Source organism: Microbispora bryophytorum (genome assembly GCF_006874465.1).
In the GTDB taxonomy this organism is placed as follows: domain Bacteria; phylum Actinomycetota; class Actinomycetes; order Streptosporangiales; family Streptosporangiaceae; genus Microbispora; species Microbispora bryophytorum.
Genome location: NZ_VIRL01000006.1, coordinates 15,306 through 34,758 on the forward strand (window position 1 = coordinate 15,306; position 19,453 = coordinate 34,758).

The window sequence follows — 19,453 nt, forward strand, 5'->3', positions numbered from 1 at the left end:
TTCGCCGTGCCGCGGAGCCATGTGCGGGCGTGTCAGGCGGGCGGGTGGTGACGGCCGCATCGACCCGCGAACGTGCCCGGCGACGGGCGCTCGTACGGGCCGGTCGTGCAGGGCGGTCGTACGGGCTGGTCGTACGGGGCGGTCATAACAGGATGGGCCGACGATGCGCTGAACTTTTGGGGCGCGCGCCAGGGGGACGGCTCTGTATCCTGAGTGCGGACTCCGGCGGCGGTCGGAATCCGGCAAAATCGGCACTTTACGCCCATCCCGGGTCGTCTAGGGGCAAGACTACAGATTTTGGTTCTGTCAACGGAGGTTCGAATCCTCCCCCGGGAGCCTGTTCGTTCGGCCGTTCGAGCCCCAGGGGGGCTGGTTCCCTTCCGGGGCACGGCAGGTAAGCTCACCTTGTCGAGCGGGTGACCATGCGGTTCCTGGGTAGTGGACGCGTGGAAGCCGCGCCCGATTTGTACAGTCTTGATCCGTGTAGTAAGCCGCGACGCCGAGGGAGCCTCAGTCCGTGAGTGTGCCGCGCCCGGCAGCCGTGATCGTCCTCGCCGCCGGCGAGGGCACCCGGATGAAATCGAAAACCCCCAAGGTCCTTCACGAGGTCTGCGGCCGCGCGCTCGTCGACCACATGCTCACCGCCGCGCGGGGCCTGTCGCCCGAGCGGCTGATCGTGGTCATCGGGCATGCGCGCGAGCAGGTCGGCGCCCATCTCGCGACGAGCTCCGCGGACGCCCGCACGGTCGTCCAGGACAAGCAGAACGGCACCGGCCACGCCGTGCGCACCGCGCTCGAAGCCGAGGGCCCGATCGACGGCACCGTCCTGGTGACGTACGGCGACACGCCTCTGCTGCGCACCGAGACCCTGGCGGCCCTGCTCGAACGGCACGCCGCCGACGGCAACGCCGTCACGGTGCTGACCGCCGTCGTCCCCGACCCGACCGGCTACGGCCGGATCGTGCGTGCCGAGGACGGCGCGGTGCTGGAGATCGTCGAGGAGAAGGACGCGACCCCCGAGCAGCGCGCGATCGCCGAGATGAACTCGGGTGTGTACGCCTTCGACGGCGCGCTCCTGGCCGACGGCCTGAAGCGGATCGGCGCGGCCAACGCCCAGGGCGAGGAGTACCTGACCGACGTGCTGGCCATCCTCCGCGAGCACGGCCACCGGGTGGGCGCGCACGTGGCCGCCGACCACGCCGAGGTCGAGGGCGTCAACGACCGCGTCCAGCTCGCCTTCGTCCGGCGCGTGCTCAACGACCGCATCCTCCAGGCGCACATGCGCGCCGGCGTGACCGTCGTCGACCCGGCCAGCACCTGGGTCGACGCCGGGGTCGAGATGGAGCCCGACGCCGTGATCCACCCCGGCACCCAGCTCAAGGGCGCCACCAGGATCGGGGCGGGAGCCGAGGTCGGGCCGGGCAGCACGCTGACCGACACGGTCGTCGGCGAGGAGGCCGTCGTGCGCAACACCGTCTCCGACGGCGCGGAGATCGGCCCCGGCGCCGTCGTGGGCCCCTTCTCCTACCTGCGCCCCGGCACCGTGCTCGGCGGCAAGGGCAAGATCGGCGCGTTCGTCGAGACCAAGAACGCCCGGATCGGCGAGGGCTCCAAGGTGCCGCACCTGACCTACGTCGGCGACGCGACCATCGGGGTCGGCTCGAACATCGGCGCCGCCTGCGTCTTCGTCAATTACGACGGCGTCTCCAAGCACCACACGGTCGTGGGCGACCACGTGCGCGTGGGCAGCGACAACATGCTCGTCGCCCCGGTCACGATCGGGGACGGAGCGTACACGGCCGCCGGATCCGTGATCACGTCCGACGTGCCACCCGGGGCGATGGCGGTCGCCCGCGGCAAACAGCGCAACGTCGAGGGCTGGGTGACGCGCCGCCGCGCCGGCACCAAGTCGGCGGAGGCGGCCGTGCGGGCGATCGAAGCGCGCGACACGGCCGCGGCGAACGGCGGAGACGCCGCCGGGGACCAGGGCCGATGATCGGCGCTGGTGATCGGGGCCGGTGACCAGGGCCGGCGATCAGGACCACCTGCGGCCGCCTCCCTCGGGGGCCGTACGGGGACAGGTAAGAGTACGAGGCGCGGTCTGACCGCGTAGCGCCGAAGGGCCAGGCCAGGAGGACACCGTGACCGACCACATCGACCGGGCGAAGGGGTTTGCGGGCCCCGGGCGAGGCGAGGGAGCGGCGTTATGGCCGGCCCGGCCTCAGAAAAACCAGGTCCGGTACGGCGAACAGGCTCGACACGCGAGGAGCGCGGCATGAGCGGCAAGAAGACGACCGGTGAGCGGAACCTCATGTTCTTCTCCGGCCGGTCCCACCCCGAACTGGCCGACGAGGTCGCGAACGCCCTCGGCGTCGAGATCACGCCGACGGCGCTGCGCGACTTCGCCAACGGTGAGATCTACGTGCGCTACCTGGAGTCCGTACGCGGCTGCGACGCCTTCGTCATGCAGAGTCACACCGCGCCGATCAACCAGTGGATCATGGAACAGCTGATCATGGTGGACGCTCTCAAGCGGGCCTCCGCCAAACGGGTGACCGTGATCATGCCGTTCTACGGCTACAGCCGGCAGGACAAGAAGGGCCGCGGCCGCGAGCCGATCACCGCCAGGCTGATGGCCGACCTGTTCAAGCAGGCGGGTGCCGACCGGATGATGTCCATCGACCTGCACACCTCGCAGATCCAGGGCTTCTTCGACGGCCCGGTGGACCACCTGTTCGCGCTGCCGGTCCTGATCAACTACCTGCGCGGCAAGCTCGACCCCGCCACCACCACGATCGTCTCTCCCGACACCGGCCGCGTACGGCTGGCCGAGCGCTGGTCCGACAGCCTGGGCACGCCCGTGGCGTTCATCCACAAGCGGCGCGACCTCGACGTGGCCAACCAGGTGAAGGTGCACGAGGTGGTCGGCAAGGTGCGCGGCAGGACCTGTGTGCTGATCGACGACATGATCGACACGGGCGGCTCGATCTGCAAGGCGGCCGACGCGCTGTACGAGCACGGCGCGACCGACGTCATCGTGGCCGCCACGCACGCCATCTTCTCCGACCCGGCCGTGGATCGTCTGAAGAACTCCCGCATCTCCGAGGTGGTCGTGACCAACACGCTGCCCATCCCGGAGGAGAAGAGGTTCGACAGCCTCACGGTCCTGTCGATCGCCCCGCTGATCGCCCGGGCGATCACCGAGGTCTTCACCGACGGCTCGGTCACCAGCCTCTTCGAGGGCGACAGCTGAGCGGTGCGGGCCCCCGGTCCGGCCGGACGGCCGCCCGGGGGCCCGCGCGCGTCCTTCAGTAGAAGGCCTTCATGGCCTCCCGCACCTCTTTGAGGGTGTCGTCGGCGATGGCGTTGGCCCACTCGTTGCCGTCGCGAAGCACCCGCCGGATGTGGGCGCGGTCCTGGGCCAGCTCGGCGCGCCGCGCCCGGATGGGCGCGAAGCGGTCGTTGACCGCGTCGGTGACGAGGCCCTTCAACCCTGCCGCTCCCCGGCCGCCGATCTCCCCGGCCACCTCGTGCGGGTCGCGGTTTAGGCACAGCGCGGCCAGAAGGACCAGGCTGGAGACCTCGGGCCGGGCCGCCGGGTCATAGGTGATATCGCGGTCCGCGTCGGTCTTGGCGCCGCGGATCATCCGGGCGGTCTCGTCGGCGGTCGCCGCCAGGGTGATGGCGTTGCCCCGGCTCTTGCTCATCTTGCCTCCGTCGGTGCCGAGCAGCAGCGGGGCCGCGGACAGCAGAGCCTCCGGCTCGGGGAAGACCGGGCCGTAGCGGCTGTTGAAGCGGCGCGCGACGGTGCGGGCGACCTCCAGATGAGGCAACTGGTCCTGACCGACGGGCACGAGGCCTGCCTTGCAGAACAGGATGTCGGCGGCCTGGTGGACCGGATAGGTGAACATCAGCCCGCTGACCGCCGACTGACGCGAGTGGGCGATCTCGTCCTTGACCGTGGGGTTGCGCCCCAGCTCCGAGACGGAGACCAGGCTGAGGAACGGCAGCAGCAACTGGTTCAGCGCGGGGACCGCGCTGTGAGTGAAAACGGTGGCCCGGTCCGGGTCGATGCCCACGGCCAGGTAGTCGAGCGTCAGGTCCTCCACATGCTCCGCGAGCCGGTCGGCGACGTCGCGGTCGGTCAGGACCTGGTAGTCCGCGATCAGCACCATCATGTCCACGCCCAGGTTCTGAAGGCGGACGCGGTTGTGCAGGGTGCCGAAATAGTGCCCCAGGTGCAGCCGGCCGGTCGGGCGGTCCCCGGTCAGTGCGCGGAAGCGTCCGGGCCGCTCATGGATCTGTCTTTCCAGCGCGGCGCTGCGGCGCCGGGCGGCCGGTAGGCCGAGCTCGTCGTCGTCCGGAGTGGTGTCGAGGATCGTGGTCATGTGTTCTCCCCTGGCAAGTGGTCCGCCGTTCCGACGGCGGCCCCTCGTCCAGGGAGCACGAAAAAGGGCCGTCCATCCGAACGGCCCGGTCGTACGCGTGTGAGATGGCCGCTCCTACGTGGAGCGCCACCAGCCCTGACACAACGTACGAATCACGCGGCCAGTGTAACGGCGCGACCCGGCGGATGTCGCGGATGTCAGCGCCCCGGCGAGCGACGCGGGAAGCGCTCATGACGCCTCCGGCCGGACTGCTGGCGTGCCTCCGGCTGGGCGTATGGCGCGCCTCCGGCAGGGCGTACGGCGCGCCTCCGGCACGACTGATGGCGTGCCTCCGGCGCGGCGAACGGTAGGCTGTGGGGGTTGCGCTCGTAACGCCTTCCGCTAGGGCGGGTGAGGGGGAGCGCGCCAATCCGCCGATCGACTCATCCCTAGGAGATGCGCCGTGTCCGAGGTACGTATCGCCGCCGAGCTTCGTAACGAGTTCGGCAAGGGCGCCGCCCGCAAGATCCGCCGGGGGAACAAGGTCCCCGCCGTTCTCTACGGCCACGGCACCGAGACCAAGCACCTGACCCTCCCCGGCCACGAGCTGCTGCTCGCGCTGCGCACGCCGAACGTGCTCATCCGCCTGGAGGGCGAGGGCGTGGACGAGATCGCGCTGCCCAAGGGCGTCCAGCGCGACCCGATCAAGGGCTTCCTGGAGCACGTCGACCTGCTGCTGGTCAAGCGCGGCGAGAAGGTCACCGTCGAGATCCCGGTCACCGTCACCGGCGACACGATCGGCAGCGCCATCGTCGAGCAGCAGCTGGTCACGATCTCGGTCGAGACCGAGGCGACCCACATCCCGACCGGCGTCGAGGTCGACGTGGACGGCAAGGACGCCGGCTTCGTGGTGCACGCGAGCGACCTGAACCTGCCGAGCGGCACCACGCTGGCGGGCGACCCCGAGGCTCTGGTGCTGCAGGTGATCGGCGCCCCGACCGCCGAGCTGCCCGAGGGCGCCGAGGGCGCCGAGGGCGACAGCGCCGCCGAGTAGGACCCCCGTTCGTGAGAGAGTCCTCCACAGGTGTCCTGTGGAGGACTCTTCCTTGTGGGGAAAGACAGCGGAGGAGACAGCGGTGTCCGACACGTCCGCGCAGCGGTGGCTGGTGGTGGGCCTGGGCAACCCCGGGCCGGAGTACGCCGGAAACCGGCACAACGCGGGCTTCATGGTGCTCGACGAGCTGGCTGCCCGGATGGGCGGGCGGTTCAAGGCGCACAGGTCGCGGGCCGAGATCGTCGAGGGCCGCCTGGCCGCGCTCCCGGTCGTGCTGGCCAAGCCGCTGTCGTTCATGAACCTGTCGGGCGGCCCGGTGAAGGCGCTGGCCGACTTCTACAAGGCCACCCCCGACCGGGTCGTCGTGATCCACGACGAGCTGGACATCCCGTACGGCGCGCTGCGCGCGAAGACCGGCGGCGGGGACAACGGCCACAACGGCCTGAAGTCGATCACGAAGTCGCTGGGCACCCGCGAGTACCCGCGCATCAGGTTCGGCATCGGCCGCCCGCCGGGCCGCATGGACCCGGCGACGTTCGTGCTGCGCGACTTCGCCACGGCCGAGCGCAAGGACCTGCCGTTCCTCGTGGACCGGGCGGCCGACATGGTGGAGTCGCTGATGACCGCCGGTCTGGAGGCGACGCAGAACCGCTTCCACACCGCCGACCTCAATCCGGCGAAGCCGCCCCGCTGAGGTCCGGCGACGCCGTCCCGCCGAGGTCGGGTGAATCCGTCCCGCCGAGATCGGACGAGGCCGTCCCGCCGAGGTCCGGCGCGGCCGTCCCGCCGACGTCGCTCGCGTCGCGCCCGCGCCGCGCCGCGCCCGGCCAGAGCATGAGGTTCTGCAGCAACTCGGCCTGCTCGATGGCGTCGTCGAGCGCGTTGTGGGTGTGCGGGCGCCGCGCCCGCACCTCGCGCGGCATCTGGCGCTTGGTCGCCCAGGCCACCGGCACCACGGCCTTGGCGGCGTACAGCGTCTTGATGTCGATGCATCGGGAGTGGCCGAAGGGCGACTGCCCGGTGAATCGGAGGAAGTACCAGTACATCCACATCCAGTCGTACGACAGCGGGAAGGCCGCGAGCACCGGCAGGTCGTCGCCGCACACCTCACGCACCCAGGCCGCCGCCTCCGTCATCGCCTCGGCCGGGTCGCGTCCCTCACGCTGCAGCGTCGCCCGGTCGAGGCCGCTCACCGCCAGCGCCTCCGCCACCCAGTCGTCGCTGATCGGCCGTAACTCCGCGTAGAACGTCTGGGACTCCGGATCGGTCCGCTCGAACCGCCGCCCGGTCATCCGGCCGGCCACGGTCATGCCGAAGCTGACCATCGAGTACGGCCCCGGAATCGGGCCATCAGCCTCGACATCAACCGATATGTACGTTTCGGCTTTCAACGAATCTCCCTGAGACGCCGGGGTGAGGCCGCTAGCATTCCATCACTGTCGGTATTGGCAGGATCACGGGGGGCGATGGTGCTGGACGGTGACACGTCCTCGGTTGCCGTCGGCACGTTCCGGGACTCGCCGGCCCATCCGATGCCGCGGCCTCCCGAGTGGGCGGTCCGGTATCGGCTCACCGCGGCCGTCTGCGACATCGTGGGCGCCCTTCTCGCGGGGGTCACCGCGGTGGTGATCCGGTTCGGCGAGGTTACTCCGTACGTGATGCCCTACGTGATTGCGAGCGCCGCGCTGCCCGCCGTCTGGGCGGTGATCCTGGTCCTGAGCCGGGCGTACGAGCCGCGCCTGATCGGCGTGGGGGCCGAGGAGTTCCGCCGGGTCGCGCGCGGCGGCTTCACGTTGATCGCCGGTGTCACGATCGCGGCGTACGCGTCGAAGACCGGGATCGCCCGCGGCTACGTGCTGATCGCGCTGCCGCTCGCCACCGTGCTCACCCTCGCGGCGAGATACGGCCTGCGGCAGCGGCTGCACCGCAGACGGGCCAGGGGCGGGGGCTGCATGCGCAGGGTCGTGGCGGTGGGCCATCGGACGGCGGTCGCCGAGCTGGTCGCCACCTTCCGCAGGGAGCGCTACCACGGGATGGAGGTGGTGGCCGCCTGCGTGCCCACCGGCGCCGCCGGATGGATCGCGGACGTGCCGGTGCTGGGCGACTTCACCGACGTGCCGCTGGTGGTCGAGCAGGTCCGGGCGGACACGGTGGCGGTGCTCGCCTGCCCCGAGCTGGACGGCACGGCGCTGCGCAGGCTGGCCTGGCGGCTGGAGCGGACGCGCACCGACCTCGTGGTGGCGCCCGCGCTGATGGAGGTGGCCGGTCCGCGGATCGCGATCCGCCCCATCGCCGGGCTCCCACTGCTGCACGTGGAGCATCCCGAGCTGACGGGAGGACGCCGGCTGGTCAAGGGCGTGTTCGACCGGCTGGTCGCCGCCGCCGCGCTGGTCGTGCTCGCCCCGCTGCTGGCCGCCGTCGCCGTGGCCGTACGGGCGAGCGGCCCGGGGCCCGTCCTGTTCCGCCAGCGGCGGGTGGGCAGGGACGGCGTGGAGTTCACGATCCTGAAGTTCCGCACGATGCGCAGGGACGCGGAGGCCCGCAAGGTCGAGCTGGTCAGCGACGCCGACGGCGTGCTGTTCAAGGTGCGCAGGGATCCGCGGGTGACCCCGCTCGGCGCCGCGCTGCGGCGTTACTCGCTCGACGAGCTGCCGCAGCTCTTCAACGTGCTTCGGGGCGACATGTCGCTCGTCGGACCGCGCCCGCCGCTGCCCGAGGAGGTCGCGCGGTACGGCGACGACGTGCGCCGCAGGCTCGTGGTGCGGCCCGGGATGACCGGGCTCTGGCAGGTCAACGGCCGGTCCGACCTCTCCTGGGAGGAATCGGTACGGTTGGACCTACGTTATGTCGAGAACTGGTCTCTCATGCTGGATCTGCAGATCTTATGGAAGACGTGGTCTGCGGTCGCAGGCGGGGCGGGAGCGTACTGATAATGACGATGCGGGACGACCATTCCCTCGCCGGTGAGCTGGCGACGGAGGCGGGGGAGCGGCTCCTTGAGCTGCGCGCCCGTCTCGGGTTCGAGGACGGCCGGGCGCTGAAGGATGCCGGGGACCGCGCGTCCCACGAGTTCCTCATGGACGCCCTGAGGCGGCTGCGGCCGGACGACGCCGTGCTGTCGGAGGAGGCGACCCGCGAGGAGCGGATGGACCCCCGGCGGCTGTCGGCCGAGCGCGTCTGGATCGTCGACCCTCTCGACGGCACCCGTGAGTTCTCCGAGGAGGGCCGCGCCGACTGGGCCGTCCACGTGGCGCTGTGGGAACGCGGCGCCCTCAGGGCCGGTGCGGTCGCTCTGCCCGCCTGGCCGGGATCGGCCCAAAAACCAGCACAGGGCCGCACGCTCACGACGGCGGCGCCGCCTGAGCTGCCGGAGAAGGTGCGCGAGCCGTTCCGCATCGCGGTCAGCCGCACCCGTCCGCCCGAGTTCGTCCGTGAGCTGGCCGCCCGCCACGGCGGGGAACTCGTGCCCATCGGCTCGGCCGGCGCCAAGATCGCCGCGGTCCTCACCGGAGAGGTCGAGGCATACGTGCACGCCGGGGGCCAGTACGAGTGGGACTCTGCCGCGCCGGTCGCGGTGGCGGTCGCGGCGGGGGCTCACGCGAGCAGGATCGACGGCTCACCCCTGACGTATAACCAGGGGGACCCCTGGCTGCCGGATATCCTGGTCTCCCTACCGGATCTGGCGCCAACGTTGCTCGCCGGAATCCGTGACCTGCATCGCCAGACTCCGTGAAGGAAGTCCCCATGCTTCAGCGTGACTACACCACGTCACAACTCGACATACTCGAGGCCGAGGCGATCCACATCATGCGTGAGGTCGCGGCAGAGTTCGAGCGCCCGTGTCTGCTCTTCTCCGGCGGCAAGGACTCCATCGTCATGCTGCGGGTCGCCGAGAAGGCCTTCTGGCCGGCGCCGATCCCCTTCCCCCTGATGCACGTGGACACCGGGCACAACTTCTCCGAGGTCATCGAGTTCCGCGACCGGCGGGTCGCCGAGCTGGGTGCGCGGCTGGTGGTCGCGTCGGTTCAGGAGTCGATCGACGCCGGGCGGGTGGTCGAGCAGACCGGGCGGCGGGCCTCCCGCAACCGGCTGCAGACCACGACGCTGCTGGACGCCATCGAGGAGCACGAGTTCGACGCGGTCTTCGGCGGGGCCAGGCGCGACGAGGAGAAGGCCCGGGCCAAGGAGCGGGTGTTCTCCTTCCGCGACGAGTTCGGCCAGTGGGACCCGAAGAACCAGCGTCCCGAGCTGTGGAACCTCTACAACACCAAGATCAGCAGGGGTGAGCACATCCGCGTGTTCCCGCTGTCGAACTGGACCGAGCTGGACGTGTGGCACTACATCCGGCGCGAGGGCATCGAGATCCCGTCCATCTACTTCTCCCACACGCGCAGGGTCTTCGAGCGCGACGGCATGCTGCTGTCCGACTCCGAGGTGGTCCAGCGGGGCGACGACGAGCCCACGTTCGACGCCGTCGTCCGCTACCGCACGGTCGGCGACATGACCTGCACCGGTGCGGTCGCCTCGACCGCGACCACGATCGACGAGATCATCGACGAGATCGCCGTCACCCGGATCACCGAGCGCGGCGCCACCCGCGCCGACGACCGGGCTTCCGAGGCCGCCATGGAAGATCGCAAGAAGGAAGGCTACTTCTGATGGACATCCTTCGTTTCGCGACGGCGGGCAGCGTCGACGACGGCAAGTCGACGCTGATCGGACGCCTGCTGTTCGACTCCAAGGCGATCTTCGAGGACCAGCTCGAAGCGGTCGAGCGCACCTCCCGCGACCGGGGCACGGAGTACACCGACCTGTCGCTGCTCACCGACGGCCTGCGGGCCGAGCGCGAGCAGGGCATCACGATCGACGTGGCCTACCGCTACTTCGCCACGCCCAAGCGGAAGTTCATCATCGCCGACACTCCCGGGCACATCCAGTACACCCGGAACATGGTCACTGGCGCCTCCACCGCCGACCTGGCGATCATCCTGATCGACGCGCGCAAGGGAGTGCTGGAGCAGTCGCGGCGGCACGCGTTCCTGACCACGCTGCTGCGGGTGCCGCACCTGGTGCTGGCGGTCAACAAGATGGACCTCGTCGACTACTCCGAGGCCCGGTTCGAGGAGATCCGCGAGGAGTTCACCGCGTTCGCCAGCAAGCTGAACGCGTCCGACCTCACGTTCATCCCGATCTCAGCGCTGCACGGCGACAACGTGGTCTCCCGCTCGGAGAACATGCCGTGGTACGACGGCTCCTCGCTGCTGCACCACCTGGAGAACGTGCACATCGCCTCCGACCGCAACCTGGTCGACGTGCGCTTCCCCGTGCAGTACGTCATCCGTCCGCACAGCGCGACCAGCCCGGAGCTGCACGACTACCGGGGATACGCCGGGCAGGTCGCGGGCGGCGTGCTCAAGCCGGGCGACGAGGTGCTGCACCTGCCGTCCGGCCTGACCACGACGATCACCGGGATCGACACCTTCGAGGGCCCGGTGGAGGAGGCGTTCGCGCCGATGTCGGTCACGCTGCGCCTGGGCGACGACATCGACATCTCCCGGGGCGACATGATCTGCCGGCCGAACAACCAGCCGCAGGCCGCCCAGGAGATCGACGCGATGATCTGCTGGATGGCCGACGGCCTGAAGCTCCAGCAGCGCTCCAAGCTGATCATCAAGCACACCACCCGTACGGCCCGGGCTCTCGTGCGGGACCTGCACTACCGGCTCGACGTCAACACCCTGCACCGGGACGAGTCGGCCACCGCTCTGGGCCTCAACGAGATCGGCCGGGTGTCGCTGCGGACGACCCAGCCGTTGTTCGTGGACGACTACGCCCGCAACCGCCTCACCGGCGGCTTCATCCTGATCGACGAGGCCACCAACGGCACTGTCGCCGCCGGGATGATCGTCGACGCGCACTGAGGAAGACAGAGGAAGACACAACGGGCAGCGCGCCCATGAGCCGGAGCGCTGCCCTGTGTTTTCCGCTGTGTTCGCCTCCGTGTTTTCCGCGCCCGCCTCGCAGGCCCCTGTCTACTGGGCGCATGCGGGCCATGCCGCTCTACGGGGTGGCGAGGGTCTCCAGCGGCCGGCCGGTGTCGGCCAGCGCCTGGGGCGTGACGGGTGTTCCGGAGCGGATCAACCTCTTGATCGGCTCGACGACGTCCCAGACGTTGACGTTCATGCCGGCCAGGACGCGATCGCCGCTGAGCCAGAAGGCGATGAACTCCCCGGCCGCGACGTCGCCCCGGAAGACGACCTGGTCGTAGCCGCCGGGCTCGACGTGGCCGACGTACTCCATGCCGAGGTCGTACTGGTCGGTGTAGAAGTAGGGAAGCTCCTCGTAGACCGCCTCCCGGCCCAGCATGGTGGCGGCGGCGACCTTGGGCTGTTTGAGCGCGTTGGCCCAGTGTTCGACCCGTACGCGCGTGCCCAGCAGCGGGTGGTAGGCGTTGGCGACGTCCCCGGCGGCGACGATGTCCGGGTCGCCGGTCCGCAGGGCCGCGTCCACCACGATGCCGTTGTCCACGGGCAGCCCGGCGCGCACGGCGAGGTCTACGTCGGGTTCGGCGCCGACACCGACGAGGACGGCGTCGGCATCGATCTCGGCGCCGTCGCCCAGACGTACGCCCGAGGGCGTGATCTCGCTGACGGTGACCCCGAGCCGGAGATCGACGCCCTGGTCGCGGTGCAGGTCGGCGAAGATCTGGGCCGCCTCGGGCCCGAGCGCGCGTAGCAGCGGCAGCCGCGCCGTCTCCAGCACCGTGACCGCGACGCCGGCCTGCCGGGCGGCGGCGGTGACCTCCAGCCCGATCCAGCCGGCCCCGATCACCGCCAGCCGGGACACGCTCCCGAGGACGTCCTTGAGCGACTCGCAGTCCTCGATCCGGCGCAGGTAGCGCACGTGGGGCGCCGCCGCGCCGGGGATCGGCGGCCTTCGCGGGCGGGCACCGGTGGCCAGCAGCAACCTGTCGTATTCGATCGCGCCGCCGTCGGCCAGTTCGACGCGGTGGGCGCCGCGGTCGAGGCCGGAGGCGGCGACGCCGAGCCGCAGCTCGACGTCGTGGTCGGCGTACCAGCCTTCCTCGTGGACGAAGACTCCGGCGCGGTCGGTCTTGCCCGTCAGATAGCCCTTGGACAGCGGGGGCCGCTCATAGGGGTGGTGCGGCTCGGCGCCGATGAGCGTGACCCGCCCGTCGAATCCCTGCTCGCGCAGGGCCTCGGCGGCCTTGGCGCCGGCCAGACCGGCTCCGACGATCACGAACCTCTGCTGTGTCACGACGATGGTCTCCTTGCTCAGGTGCGGGTGCCGGTGAGGGCGAAGAACTCCTGACGGGATCGGGCGTCTTTCCGCAATATGCCCAGCAGTGTCGAGGTCACGGTGGTCGAGCCGACGGCCCGCACTCCCCGCAGGGTCATGCAGGTGTGCTCGGCCTCGATCACGACGCCGACCCCCGCGGGTCGCAACCGGTCGGCGAGCCAGTCGGCCACCTGTTTGGTGAGCCGTTCCTGCACCTGCGGCCGGCGGGCGAAGTGCTCGACGACGCGGGCCAGCTTCGACAGCCCGAGAATGCGGTCGCCGGGAAGGTAGCCGACATGGGCGACTCCGGCGAAGGGCAGCAGGTGGTGCTCGCAGACCGAGCGGACCGGGATCGCGCGGGCCAGCACGAGCTCGTCGTAGCCCTCCTCGTTGGGGAAGGTGGTCAGGTCGAACGGGCGTGGGGTGAACAGCTCGGCGTACGCCTTTGCCATCCGCGCCGGAGTCTCCCGCAGGCTCTCGGAATCGGTCGAGATGCCCAGGGCCTCCAGGAACTGGCCGGCCGCGCGCTCGGCGGCGGCCAGGTCCACACCGTCGCGTGGCTCGGCGATCACCCGCAGGGAGCGCACCTCAGCCACCGCTCACGCCGAGCGCGGTCAGCAGCACCAGCACCACGGTCGCCACTGCGAGCAGACCGTGCCCGGCCACGATCGCGACCGGGAAGTGCCGCTCGGGCGCTCCCGCCGTGCCGGTGGCGCCGGGGCCGCCCGCCACCGCCGTACGGGCGCGGTAGGCGGGGATCCACCGCGCGAACATCGCGAAGCCCAGCAGCGCGACCGGGACCAGCAGGACCAGCGCCACCCACGCCAGGGCCGCGCTGCCGGCGAACAGATAGACGATCCACACGATCAGCCCGGCGACGGCCAGCGCGAAGTGACCGAAGACGAGCCCTGGTGAGAGACGGCCGGCACGCGGGCCGCCTCTGGCGATCCAGATGCCCAGCATCACGAAACCGCCCACCGCGGTGAGCAGCCATGTGACCAGTGCCGCGATACCCATGATGAATTCTCCTTCTGCGATGGTGGGGTGAGGTCAGCGCCGGAAACCGTCGGCTTGGGTGGTCTCGTCGGCCACCCGCACGCCGTAGCGGTAGGCGAGCTTGCCGCCCAGGTAGCCGGAGACCACGAGCAGCGCCAGGCTGCCCGCCGACAGCAGCAGCGGGCCGAGCGCGACCGGGCCCGCCGCCGCGCCGACCGCCGCGTTGGCCATTGCGCCGGCCGCCGTGTCCGCCCCTGTGCCGGTCCCTGTGCCGGTCCCTGTGTCGGACGCCGTGCCCGCCTGGCGCCACAGGAAGCCGGCGGCGTACGCGGTGGTGATCACGAGGTTCAACCCCATGTGGAGCAGACCCGTGCGGAACGCCAGGGTGCCCGCAGGGATGGCGAACAGGTCCAGGAACCCGGCCATCGCGGCGGCCAGCGCACCGAGCACCCCGAGGGCGATCAGCCACTTCGAGCCCTCGGCGAGGAATCCCGGACCGGGAGCGAATCGGGACGCCACGTCGAAGACCATGCTCGCCACCCACGCTCCGATGGGCACCGCGACCAGCATGGGGTGGAACGGATGGCCGTACGGCCCGGCCAGCGCCGCGCTCACCGGTCGTTTCGCGTCGTGTAGCTCACCGGTCATCCGGACCTCCGCGTTCGACGTATTACGCCAAACAATGTTGGTCTTATTCGACTGTGCGGTCAAGGAGTAGGCGTACATCGAGGGGTCACTGTTTTCGACCGCGCTGGCAGGCGTTATCGTGTCAGGATGACGACGGATCCCGGGATCAGTGCGGTGGCCGCGCTGGACGACGCGCTGCGGCAGGGGATGTACGCCTACATCCGCAGGGCGCGCCGCCCGGTGACCCGGGACGAGGCCGCCGCCTCGGTCGGAATCTCCCGCAAGCTGGCCGCCTTCCACCTGGACAAGCTGGTCGACGCCGGCCTGCTGCGTGCCCGCTATGAGGCGGTCGGCGGCATCCGCAGGGTCGGCCGCACCCCGAAGGTCTACGAACCCACCGAGACCGACATCCGCGTCACGATCCCCGAACGCCGGCACGAGGTGCTGGCCGACATCCTCGTGGACGCCGTCCTCGCGGAGGGCGAGGGCGAAAGTGCCCGCCAGGCGGCGGCGCGGGTGGCCGGTCGGCACGGAGAAGAGATCGGCGCCGCGGAGCGCGCCCGGGCCAAGCCCGGCCGGCTCGGCGCGGAGCGCGCCCTCACCCTGCTCGAAAGTCTGCTCGCGCGGCATGGCTTCGAGCCCGGCCGCGAGTCTCCCACCTGCGTGCGGCTGCACAACTGCCCGTTCCACCCGCTGGCGGCGCGAGCCCCCGAGCTGGTCTGCGGGGTCAACCACGCCTTCCTCGACGGCATGCTCACCGGCCTGGAGGCCACCAGGGTGCAGGCCGTCCTGGTGCCGCGGCCGGGGGAGTGCTGCGTCGAACTGCGCTCCTCCTGAGGCTTCATCTGCCTCCGGTCGTCCCGTTCTGCCGCAGGTGGAGGGCTCGTAGATCCTTTGGCGATTGAGAGTCGCCCGATTACTCTCCGCGCTACTGTCGTCGCGTTTCGCATCCATCCATGGAGGACACGTGGCCGACGCTCAGCCGGTGATCTTCGTGGGCGGCCTGGGACGCAGCGGTAGCACTCTGCTCGAACGCCTCCTCGGTGAGGTGCCCGGCGTGGCGCCGCTCGGCGAGGTCGTCCACCTGTGGGACCGCGGCGTACGCGCGGACGAGCCCTGCGGCTGCGGGCAGCGGTTCTCGCAGTGCCCGTTCTGGGCGAAGGTGGGCGCCCGCGCGTTCGGACAGTGGCGGCAGAGCCAGGCGGGGTGGTTGCCCGGCCTGCGCGCCCGCGTCGACCGGACCCGCCGCGTGCCCGTCCTCGCGCTCGGACTCGCGACCCGTGAGGCCGAACTGGCCGAATACGTCCGGTCGTACGCCCGCATCTACGCGGCGGCGGCGGAGGTGGCCGACGCCCGGGTCGTCGTCGACTCCAGCAAGCACGCCTCCCTGGCGTACTGCCTTGCATCGATCATGGACATGCGGGTCGTCCAGGTGGTGCGCGATCCGCGGGCGGTGGCCGCGTCGTGGCGGCGCAAGGTGCGCAGGCCCGAGGACGGGCGGCCGATGACCCGCTGGACGCCCGTGCGCACCGCCGTCCACTGGCTGGCCCAGAACCTGGCCTTCGAGGTGCTGCGCCGCAAGGGCGTGCAGGTCGTCCGGGTGCGTCACGAGGACCTGGTGCGCGACCCGCGCGCGACGCTGGGGCGCCTGGCCACGCGGCTCGGGCTTCCCGCCGGCGATCTCGCCTTCCTGGACGACCGCGAAGCGCTGCTCGGCGTCGCGCACACCGTCTCCGGCAACCCGATGCGCTTCTCGGTGGGACCGATCGAGATACGCCACCGGCCGGCGCCGCTGCCCTGGTCGCAGCGGTGGCTGGTCACCGCGATCACCCTCCCCCTTCTTCTCTTCTACGGCTATCGCCTCGCCTACCGCCCGGGAGCCCGGCGATGATGCCGTCCGTCGGCGTGGTCGTCCCCACCCGGGGCGACCGGCCCGGCCCGCTGCGAGCCGCGCTGACCGGGGTGCTCGCCCAGGAGTACGCCGGCCCCGTCGAGGTGGTGGTCGTGGCCGACGGTGTGCCCGCCTCCCTCGTGGCCTCCCAGGTGTCCGGCGTCGCCGATGCGGAGGCCGGATCAGAGGCGGGATCGGGGGCGGGATCGGGGGCGGTTTCGGGGGCGGTTTCGGGGGCCCAGGAAGCGGTCCGGAGCGTCCGGGTGCTGGGCAACCGGCGGGCCGCCGGCCTGCCGGGCGCGCGCAACACCGGAATCTCGGTGCTCGGCACGGATCTCGTCGCCTTCTGCGACGACGACGACCTCTGGCTGCCCGGCAAGCTGGCCGCCCAGGTCGCCGCGCTGGCCGAGGAGCCCGACGCCGGCTTCGTGAGTTGCGCCGTCGAGGTCGAGTACGGCGACCGCAGGGTGCCGCGGCTGGCCGGCACCGGCCGGGTGACCCACCGGCACCTCACCCGCTCGCGCATGATGATGGTGCACTCCTCGACGTTCCTGTTCCGCCGGGGCTGGACGTGGGTGGACGAGAGCGCGCCGTCCGGTCAGAACGAAGACTGGGACCTCGCGCTGCGGGCCGCCTGGCGGCATCCGATCGTCCACGTCGACCGGCCGCTCGTGCGCGTGCGCTGGGGTTCTTCGCACTACGTGGGGCGCTGGGCCGACCGGATCGCCGGGCTGGAGTGGATGCTCGCCCGGCATCCCGGGCTGGCGGCGGAACCGCGTGGCGCGGCCCGCGTCTACGGGCAGCTCGCCTTCTGCCACGCGGCCCTCGGCCGGCGGCGGGAGGCCGCCCGCTGGTCGCTGCGCGCCTTCTCCGCCCGGCCGGGTGAGCCGAGGGCGGCGGTGGCGCTGGCCGTCGCCGGAGGGCTGGTCAGCCCGCGCGCTGTGCTGCACGCCCTCCACCGTCACGGCCACGGCATCTGATGGCCGAGCCCGCGCCCATGCCCACGGCGGCCGTGAACCCGGCGACGCCGGTGTGGCCGTGGTCCGAGGCGGCCCATGCCCAGATGGCCGCGGCACGGGGAGCCCGCCCACCGGCAAAAAGGGTTCAGGTGGACAGGGTCGGCGTGGGCAGGGTCGGCGTGGGCAGGGTTGGCGCGGACACGGTTCGCGTGGGCGGAGTGCTGCTCGACCCGCTCACCCACGCGCAGGTGGTCGCTCGGGTGATGGCCGCGCTGGAGCGCGGCACGGGCGGGCACCTGGTCACGCCGAACGTGGACATCTGCCGGGCCGCCGCCCGCGACCCCTCTCTGCGCGCGCTGATCGACGCGGCCGAACTCGCCGTGGCCGACGGCATGCCGCTGGTCTGGGCGTCGCGCCTGCTCGGGCGTCCGCTGCCGGAACGGGTGACGGGAGCCGACCTGATCTGGTCGCTGAGCGCGGCCGCGGCGGCCCGCGGAGTGCCCGTCTACCTGGTCGGGGGACCGCCCGGCGTCGCCGAGGCGGCGCGGGACGCGCTGTGCGGGCGGCATCCGGGTCTGAACGTGGAGGGCGTCCACGCTCCGCCGTACGGGTTCGAGACCAGCCCGGCGGCGCTGGCGGAGGTGCGGGGACGGCTCGTCGCCGCGCGGCCGTCCCTGGTCTTCGTGGGTCTGGGGTTTCCCCGGCAGGACCGGCTCGTCGCGCAACTGCGGGCCGATCTGCCGGGCGCCTGGTTCGTGGGATGCGGCGCGGCCATCGCGTTCGCCGCCGGTTCGGTGCGCCGGGCCCCGGGCTGGATGGGCGACCACGGGCTCGAATGGCTGTTCCGCCTGATCAGCGAGCCCCAGCGGCTCGCCCGCCGCTATCTGGTCGACGACCTCCCCTTCGCCCTCCGCCTCCTGTCGGGCGCCCTGCTGCGCAGGGCCTTCGGGTCGCGAAGCAGACATTAGGAAGCGGACGTCAGGAAGCAGGGGCTCGCAAGCAGGGGCTCGAAAGCAGGGCTCAGAAGGCGTACGGGCCGAAGCGGCCCCAGGCGACGACGGCGGCCAGCACCAGGAGCACCAGGTTGACGACGATGACCTGGGATTCCGCGCGACGGGCGTGAACGACGGCCGCTCCGGCCATGATCAGGGCGATGCCGAGCGCGGCGAGTGGCGTCAGCACCGGGGCGATGCCCGTGACGGCGGGCAGGACGAGGCCGAAGGCGATCAACACCTCAAGAGCGCCGAGGCCCTTGATCGTGCCTGCGGAGAAGTCCTCGGTCCAGGTCATGCCGGACACCGCCAGCCGGTCCTTCGGCTGGGCGAGTTTCATCACCCCGGCGACGAGGAACGCGAGGGTGAGCAGGCCGGCGATGACCCACAGGACGATGTTCATGGAGAGTCCGTTCTTGCGGCAGCAGAGCGAAATGTAGCGGATGGGCGAGCCGCGGCCGTCGCGGGCGATCGCTGTCACGCCTGTCGCACGTGGTCGGCGAAATATTCTTCGAAGAAATCCGGGAGCCGGTGTCGGATCGGGGCGGTGGTGTTCGTAGCAGGGGTGAGGCCGCCCACGAGCGGCGGCGCCAAGGCGAAGGAACCGCGATCATGAAGCTGACTACCATCACTCAGGTCACCGTCGATGGAGTGGTGCAGGGAAACGGCGGCGCGTCGGACGAGGACCGCAGGAACGGATTCGAGCGCGGCGGATGGGCCCTGGGCAGGGGCGACGACGAGACCCACGCGTTCATCAACCAGACCTACCAGCGCGCCGACGCGTTCCTGCTCGGCCGGCGGACCTACGAGCTGTTCGCCGGCTCGTGGGGGACCATGACGGTCCAGGATGCCCCTGGCTGGGAGGGCGTTGTGGAAGCGTTGAACACACGGCCCAAGTACGTGGCGTCGACCACGCTCACAGATCCGGCGTGGTCGGATACGACCGTCCTGTCCGGAGACGTCGCGGCCGCCATCGCGGACCTGAAGGCCACGCCGGGCGGTGAGCTGCAGGTGCACGGCAGCGGCACCCTGACCCGGTGGCTGCTGGAGAACGACCTGGTCGACGAGATGACCCTGATCGTCGTTCCCGTCGTTGTCGGCCAGGGCGCGCGGCTGTTCCCGGACGCCGGCCCGGATCTTGCGCTCGACCTGGTCCAGTCGCGCGTCGACTCCAAGGGCGTGACGATCCAGGTCTACCGGCCGGCCGGGCGCCCGCAGTATGCGACAGCGTGAAGTCCCCGACCGGTACCCCCCTGCACCCCCTGCTC

20 protein-coding genes and 1 tRNA gene are annotated in these 19,453 nt (G+C 71.2%); 14 read left to right on the top strand and 7 right to left on the bottom strand.

Features of this window, described 5'->3' with window-relative positions; all coding sequences use genetic code 11:
- Positions 1–265 precede the first annotated feature (265 nt).
- The 3 genes from FLX07_RS13790 to FLX07_RS13800 all read left to right on the top strand — a co-directional run bounded on the left by FLX07_RS13790 (position 266) and on the right by FLX07_RS13800 (position 3,253).
- Positions 266–336 (top strand) — tRNA-Gln (locus FLX07_RS13790).
- Between the two features lie 181 nt (positions 337–517).
- Complete coding sequence (glmU, locus tag FLX07_RS13795) at positions 518–1,996, top strand: bifunctional UDP-N-acetylglucosamine diphosphorylase/glucosamine-1-phosphate N-acetyltransferase GlmU (RefSeq protein ID WP_142571175.1); 1,479 nt, start codon at positions 518–520, stop codon at positions 1,994–1,996.
- A 279-nt stretch (positions 1,997–2,275) separates the two neighbouring features.
- Positions 2,276–3,253 carry a ribose-phosphate diphosphokinase gene (locus tag FLX07_RS13800; RefSeq protein WP_142571176.1) on the top strand — a complete coding sequence of 326 codons (978 nt, stop codon included), beginning with the start codon at positions 2,276–2,278 and terminating at the stop codon, positions 3,251–3,253.
- A gap of 55 nt (positions 3,254–3,308) precedes the next feature.
- On the opposite strand, the gene trpS is transcribed toward FLX07_RS13800, so the two are convergent.
- On the bottom strand, positions 3,309–4,388 hold the full coding sequence (trpS, locus tag FLX07_RS13805) for a tryptophan--tRNA ligase (protein WP_142571177.1): 1,080 nt from the start codon (positions 4,386–4,388) through the stop codon (positions 3,309–3,311).
- 442 nt (positions 4,389–4,830) lie between these two features.
- Between trpS and FLX07_RS13810 the strand changes: the two genes are divergently transcribed.
- A complete protein-coding gene (locus tag FLX07_RS13810) occupies positions 4,831–5,421 on the top strand; it encodes a 50S ribosomal protein L25/general stress protein Ctc (RefSeq protein WP_142571178.1) in 591 nt (196 codons plus the stop codon).
- Positions 5,422–5,503: 82 nt separating this feature from the next.
- A complete protein-coding gene (gene pth, locus FLX07_RS13815; RefSeq protein ID WP_142571179.1) occupies positions 5,504–6,115 on the top strand; it encodes an aminoacyl-tRNA hydrolase in 612 nt (203 codons plus the stop codon).
- Here pth and FLX07_RS13820 read toward each other — a convergent pair.
- Positions 6,090–6,812 (bottom strand): 3'-5' exonuclease, encoded by a 723-nt coding sequence (locus FLX07_RS13820; protein ID WP_208762215.1) that lies wholly within the window; start codon positions 6,810–6,812, stop codon positions 6,090–6,092. The two genes, pth and FLX07_RS13820, sit on opposite strands and share 26 nt — an antisense overlap.
- A gap of 75 nt (positions 6,813–6,887) precedes the next feature.
- Here FLX07_RS13820 and FLX07_RS13825 point away from each other — a divergent pair, with 75 nt between their 5' ends.
- From FLX07_RS13825 to cysN, 4 genes are read left to right on the top strand one after another with little or no spacing between them, the layout of a single operon-like run.
- Positions 6,888–8,351: a sugar transferase gene (locus FLX07_RS13825; protein ID WP_373292560.1), complete on the top strand. Its 1,464-nt coding sequence runs from the start codon at positions 6,888–6,890 to the stop codon at positions 8,349–8,351.
- Between the two features lie 2 nt (positions 8,352–8,353).
- Complete coding sequence (locus FLX07_RS13830) at positions 8,354–9,154, top strand: 3'(2'),5'-bisphosphate nucleotidase CysQ (RefSeq protein WP_280116554.1); 801 nt, start codon at positions 8,354–8,356, stop codon at positions 9,152–9,154.
- 11 nt (positions 9,155–9,165) lie between these two features.
- Positions 9,166–10,080 carry a sulfate adenylyltransferase subunit CysD gene (cysD, locus tag FLX07_RS13835; protein ID WP_142571180.1) on the top strand — a complete coding sequence of 305 codons (915 nt, stop codon included), beginning with the start codon at positions 9,166–9,168 and terminating at the stop codon, positions 10,078–10,080.
- Entirely contained in the window at positions 10,080–11,342 is a 1,263-nt protein-coding gene (cysN, locus tag FLX07_RS13840) for a sulfate adenylyltransferase subunit CysN (protein WP_142571181.1), read from the top strand. The genes cysD and cysN overlap by 1 nt, the downstream gene beginning before the upstream one ends.
- A 139-nt stretch (positions 11,343–11,481) precedes the next feature.
- Here the strand turns inward: cysN and FLX07_RS13845 are convergent, their stop codons facing one another.
- Genes FLX07_RS13845 through FLX07_RS13860 form a run of 4 tightly spaced genes read right to left on the bottom strand, consistent with a single transcriptional unit; the run spans position 11,482 to position 14,364 of the window.
- Positions 11,482–12,699: an NAD(P)/FAD-dependent oxidoreductase gene (locus FLX07_RS13845; protein WP_229689762.1), complete on the bottom strand. Its 1,218-nt coding sequence runs from the start codon at positions 12,697–12,699 to the stop codon at positions 11,482–11,484.
- Positions 12,700–12,716: 17 nt separating this feature from the next.
- Positions 12,717–13,316 carry a GTP cyclohydrolase I FolE gene (folE, locus tag FLX07_RS13850; protein WP_229689761.1) on the bottom strand — a complete coding sequence of 200 codons (600 nt, stop codon included), beginning with the start codon at positions 13,314–13,316 and terminating at the stop codon, positions 12,717–12,719.
- Positions 13,309–13,737, bottom strand: coding sequence for a hypothetical protein (locus FLX07_RS13855; protein ID WP_142571183.1), 429 nt, complete (start codon positions 13,735–13,737; stop codon positions 13,309–13,311). Before FLX07_RS13855 ends, folE begins: the two co-directional genes overlap by 8 nt.
- A 33-nt stretch (positions 13,738–13,770) precedes the next feature.
- Positions 13,771–14,364, bottom strand: coding sequence for a DUF2231 domain-containing protein (locus tag FLX07_RS13860; protein ID WP_142571184.1), 594 nt, complete (start codon positions 14,362–14,364; stop codon positions 13,771–13,773).
- Positions 14,365–14,490: 126 nt separating this feature from the next.
- On the opposite strand from FLX07_RS13860, the gene FLX07_RS13865 reads away from it, so the two are divergent.
- The 4 genes from FLX07_RS13865 (at position 14,491) to FLX07_RS13880 (ending at position 18,161) form a co-directional block, all read left to right on the top strand.
- Positions 14,491–15,180 carry a helix-turn-helix transcriptional regulator gene (locus FLX07_RS13865; RefSeq protein ID WP_142571185.1) on the top strand — a complete coding sequence of 230 codons (690 nt, stop codon included), beginning with the start codon at positions 14,491–14,493 and terminating at the stop codon, positions 15,178–15,180.
- A 130-nt stretch (positions 15,181–15,310) separates the two neighbouring features.
- A complete protein-coding gene (locus FLX07_RS13870; RefSeq protein ID WP_229689760.1) occupies positions 15,311–16,234 on the top strand; it encodes a sulfotransferase family protein in 924 nt (307 codons plus the stop codon).
- Positions 16,231–17,214: a glycosyltransferase family 2 protein gene (locus tag FLX07_RS13875; protein WP_142571186.1), complete on the top strand. Its 984-nt coding sequence runs from the start codon at positions 16,231–16,233 to the stop codon at positions 17,212–17,214. Before FLX07_RS13870 ends, FLX07_RS13875 begins: the two co-directional genes overlap by 4 nt.
- Before the next feature lie 128 nt (positions 17,215–17,342).
- A complete protein-coding gene (locus FLX07_RS13880) occupies positions 17,343–18,161 on the top strand; it encodes a WecB/TagA/CpsF family glycosyltransferase (RefSeq protein WP_229689759.1) in 819 nt (272 codons plus the stop codon).
- A gap of 52 nt (positions 18,162–18,213) precedes the next feature.
- On the opposite strand, the gene FLX07_RS13885 is transcribed toward FLX07_RS13880, so the two are convergent.
- Complete coding sequence (locus tag FLX07_RS13885; RefSeq protein ID WP_142571187.1) at positions 18,214–18,588, bottom strand: DoxX family protein; 375 nt, start codon at positions 18,586–18,588, stop codon at positions 18,214–18,216.
- A 209-nt stretch (positions 18,589–18,797) separates the two neighbouring features.
- On the opposite strand from FLX07_RS13885, the gene FLX07_RS13890 reads away from it, so the two are divergent.
- On the top strand, positions 18,798–19,418 hold the full coding sequence (locus FLX07_RS13890; protein ID WP_142571188.1) for a dihydrofolate reductase family protein: 621 nt from the start codon (positions 18,798–18,800) through the stop codon (positions 19,416–19,418).
- The last annotated feature ends 35 nt before the right edge of the window (positions 19,419–19,453 follow it).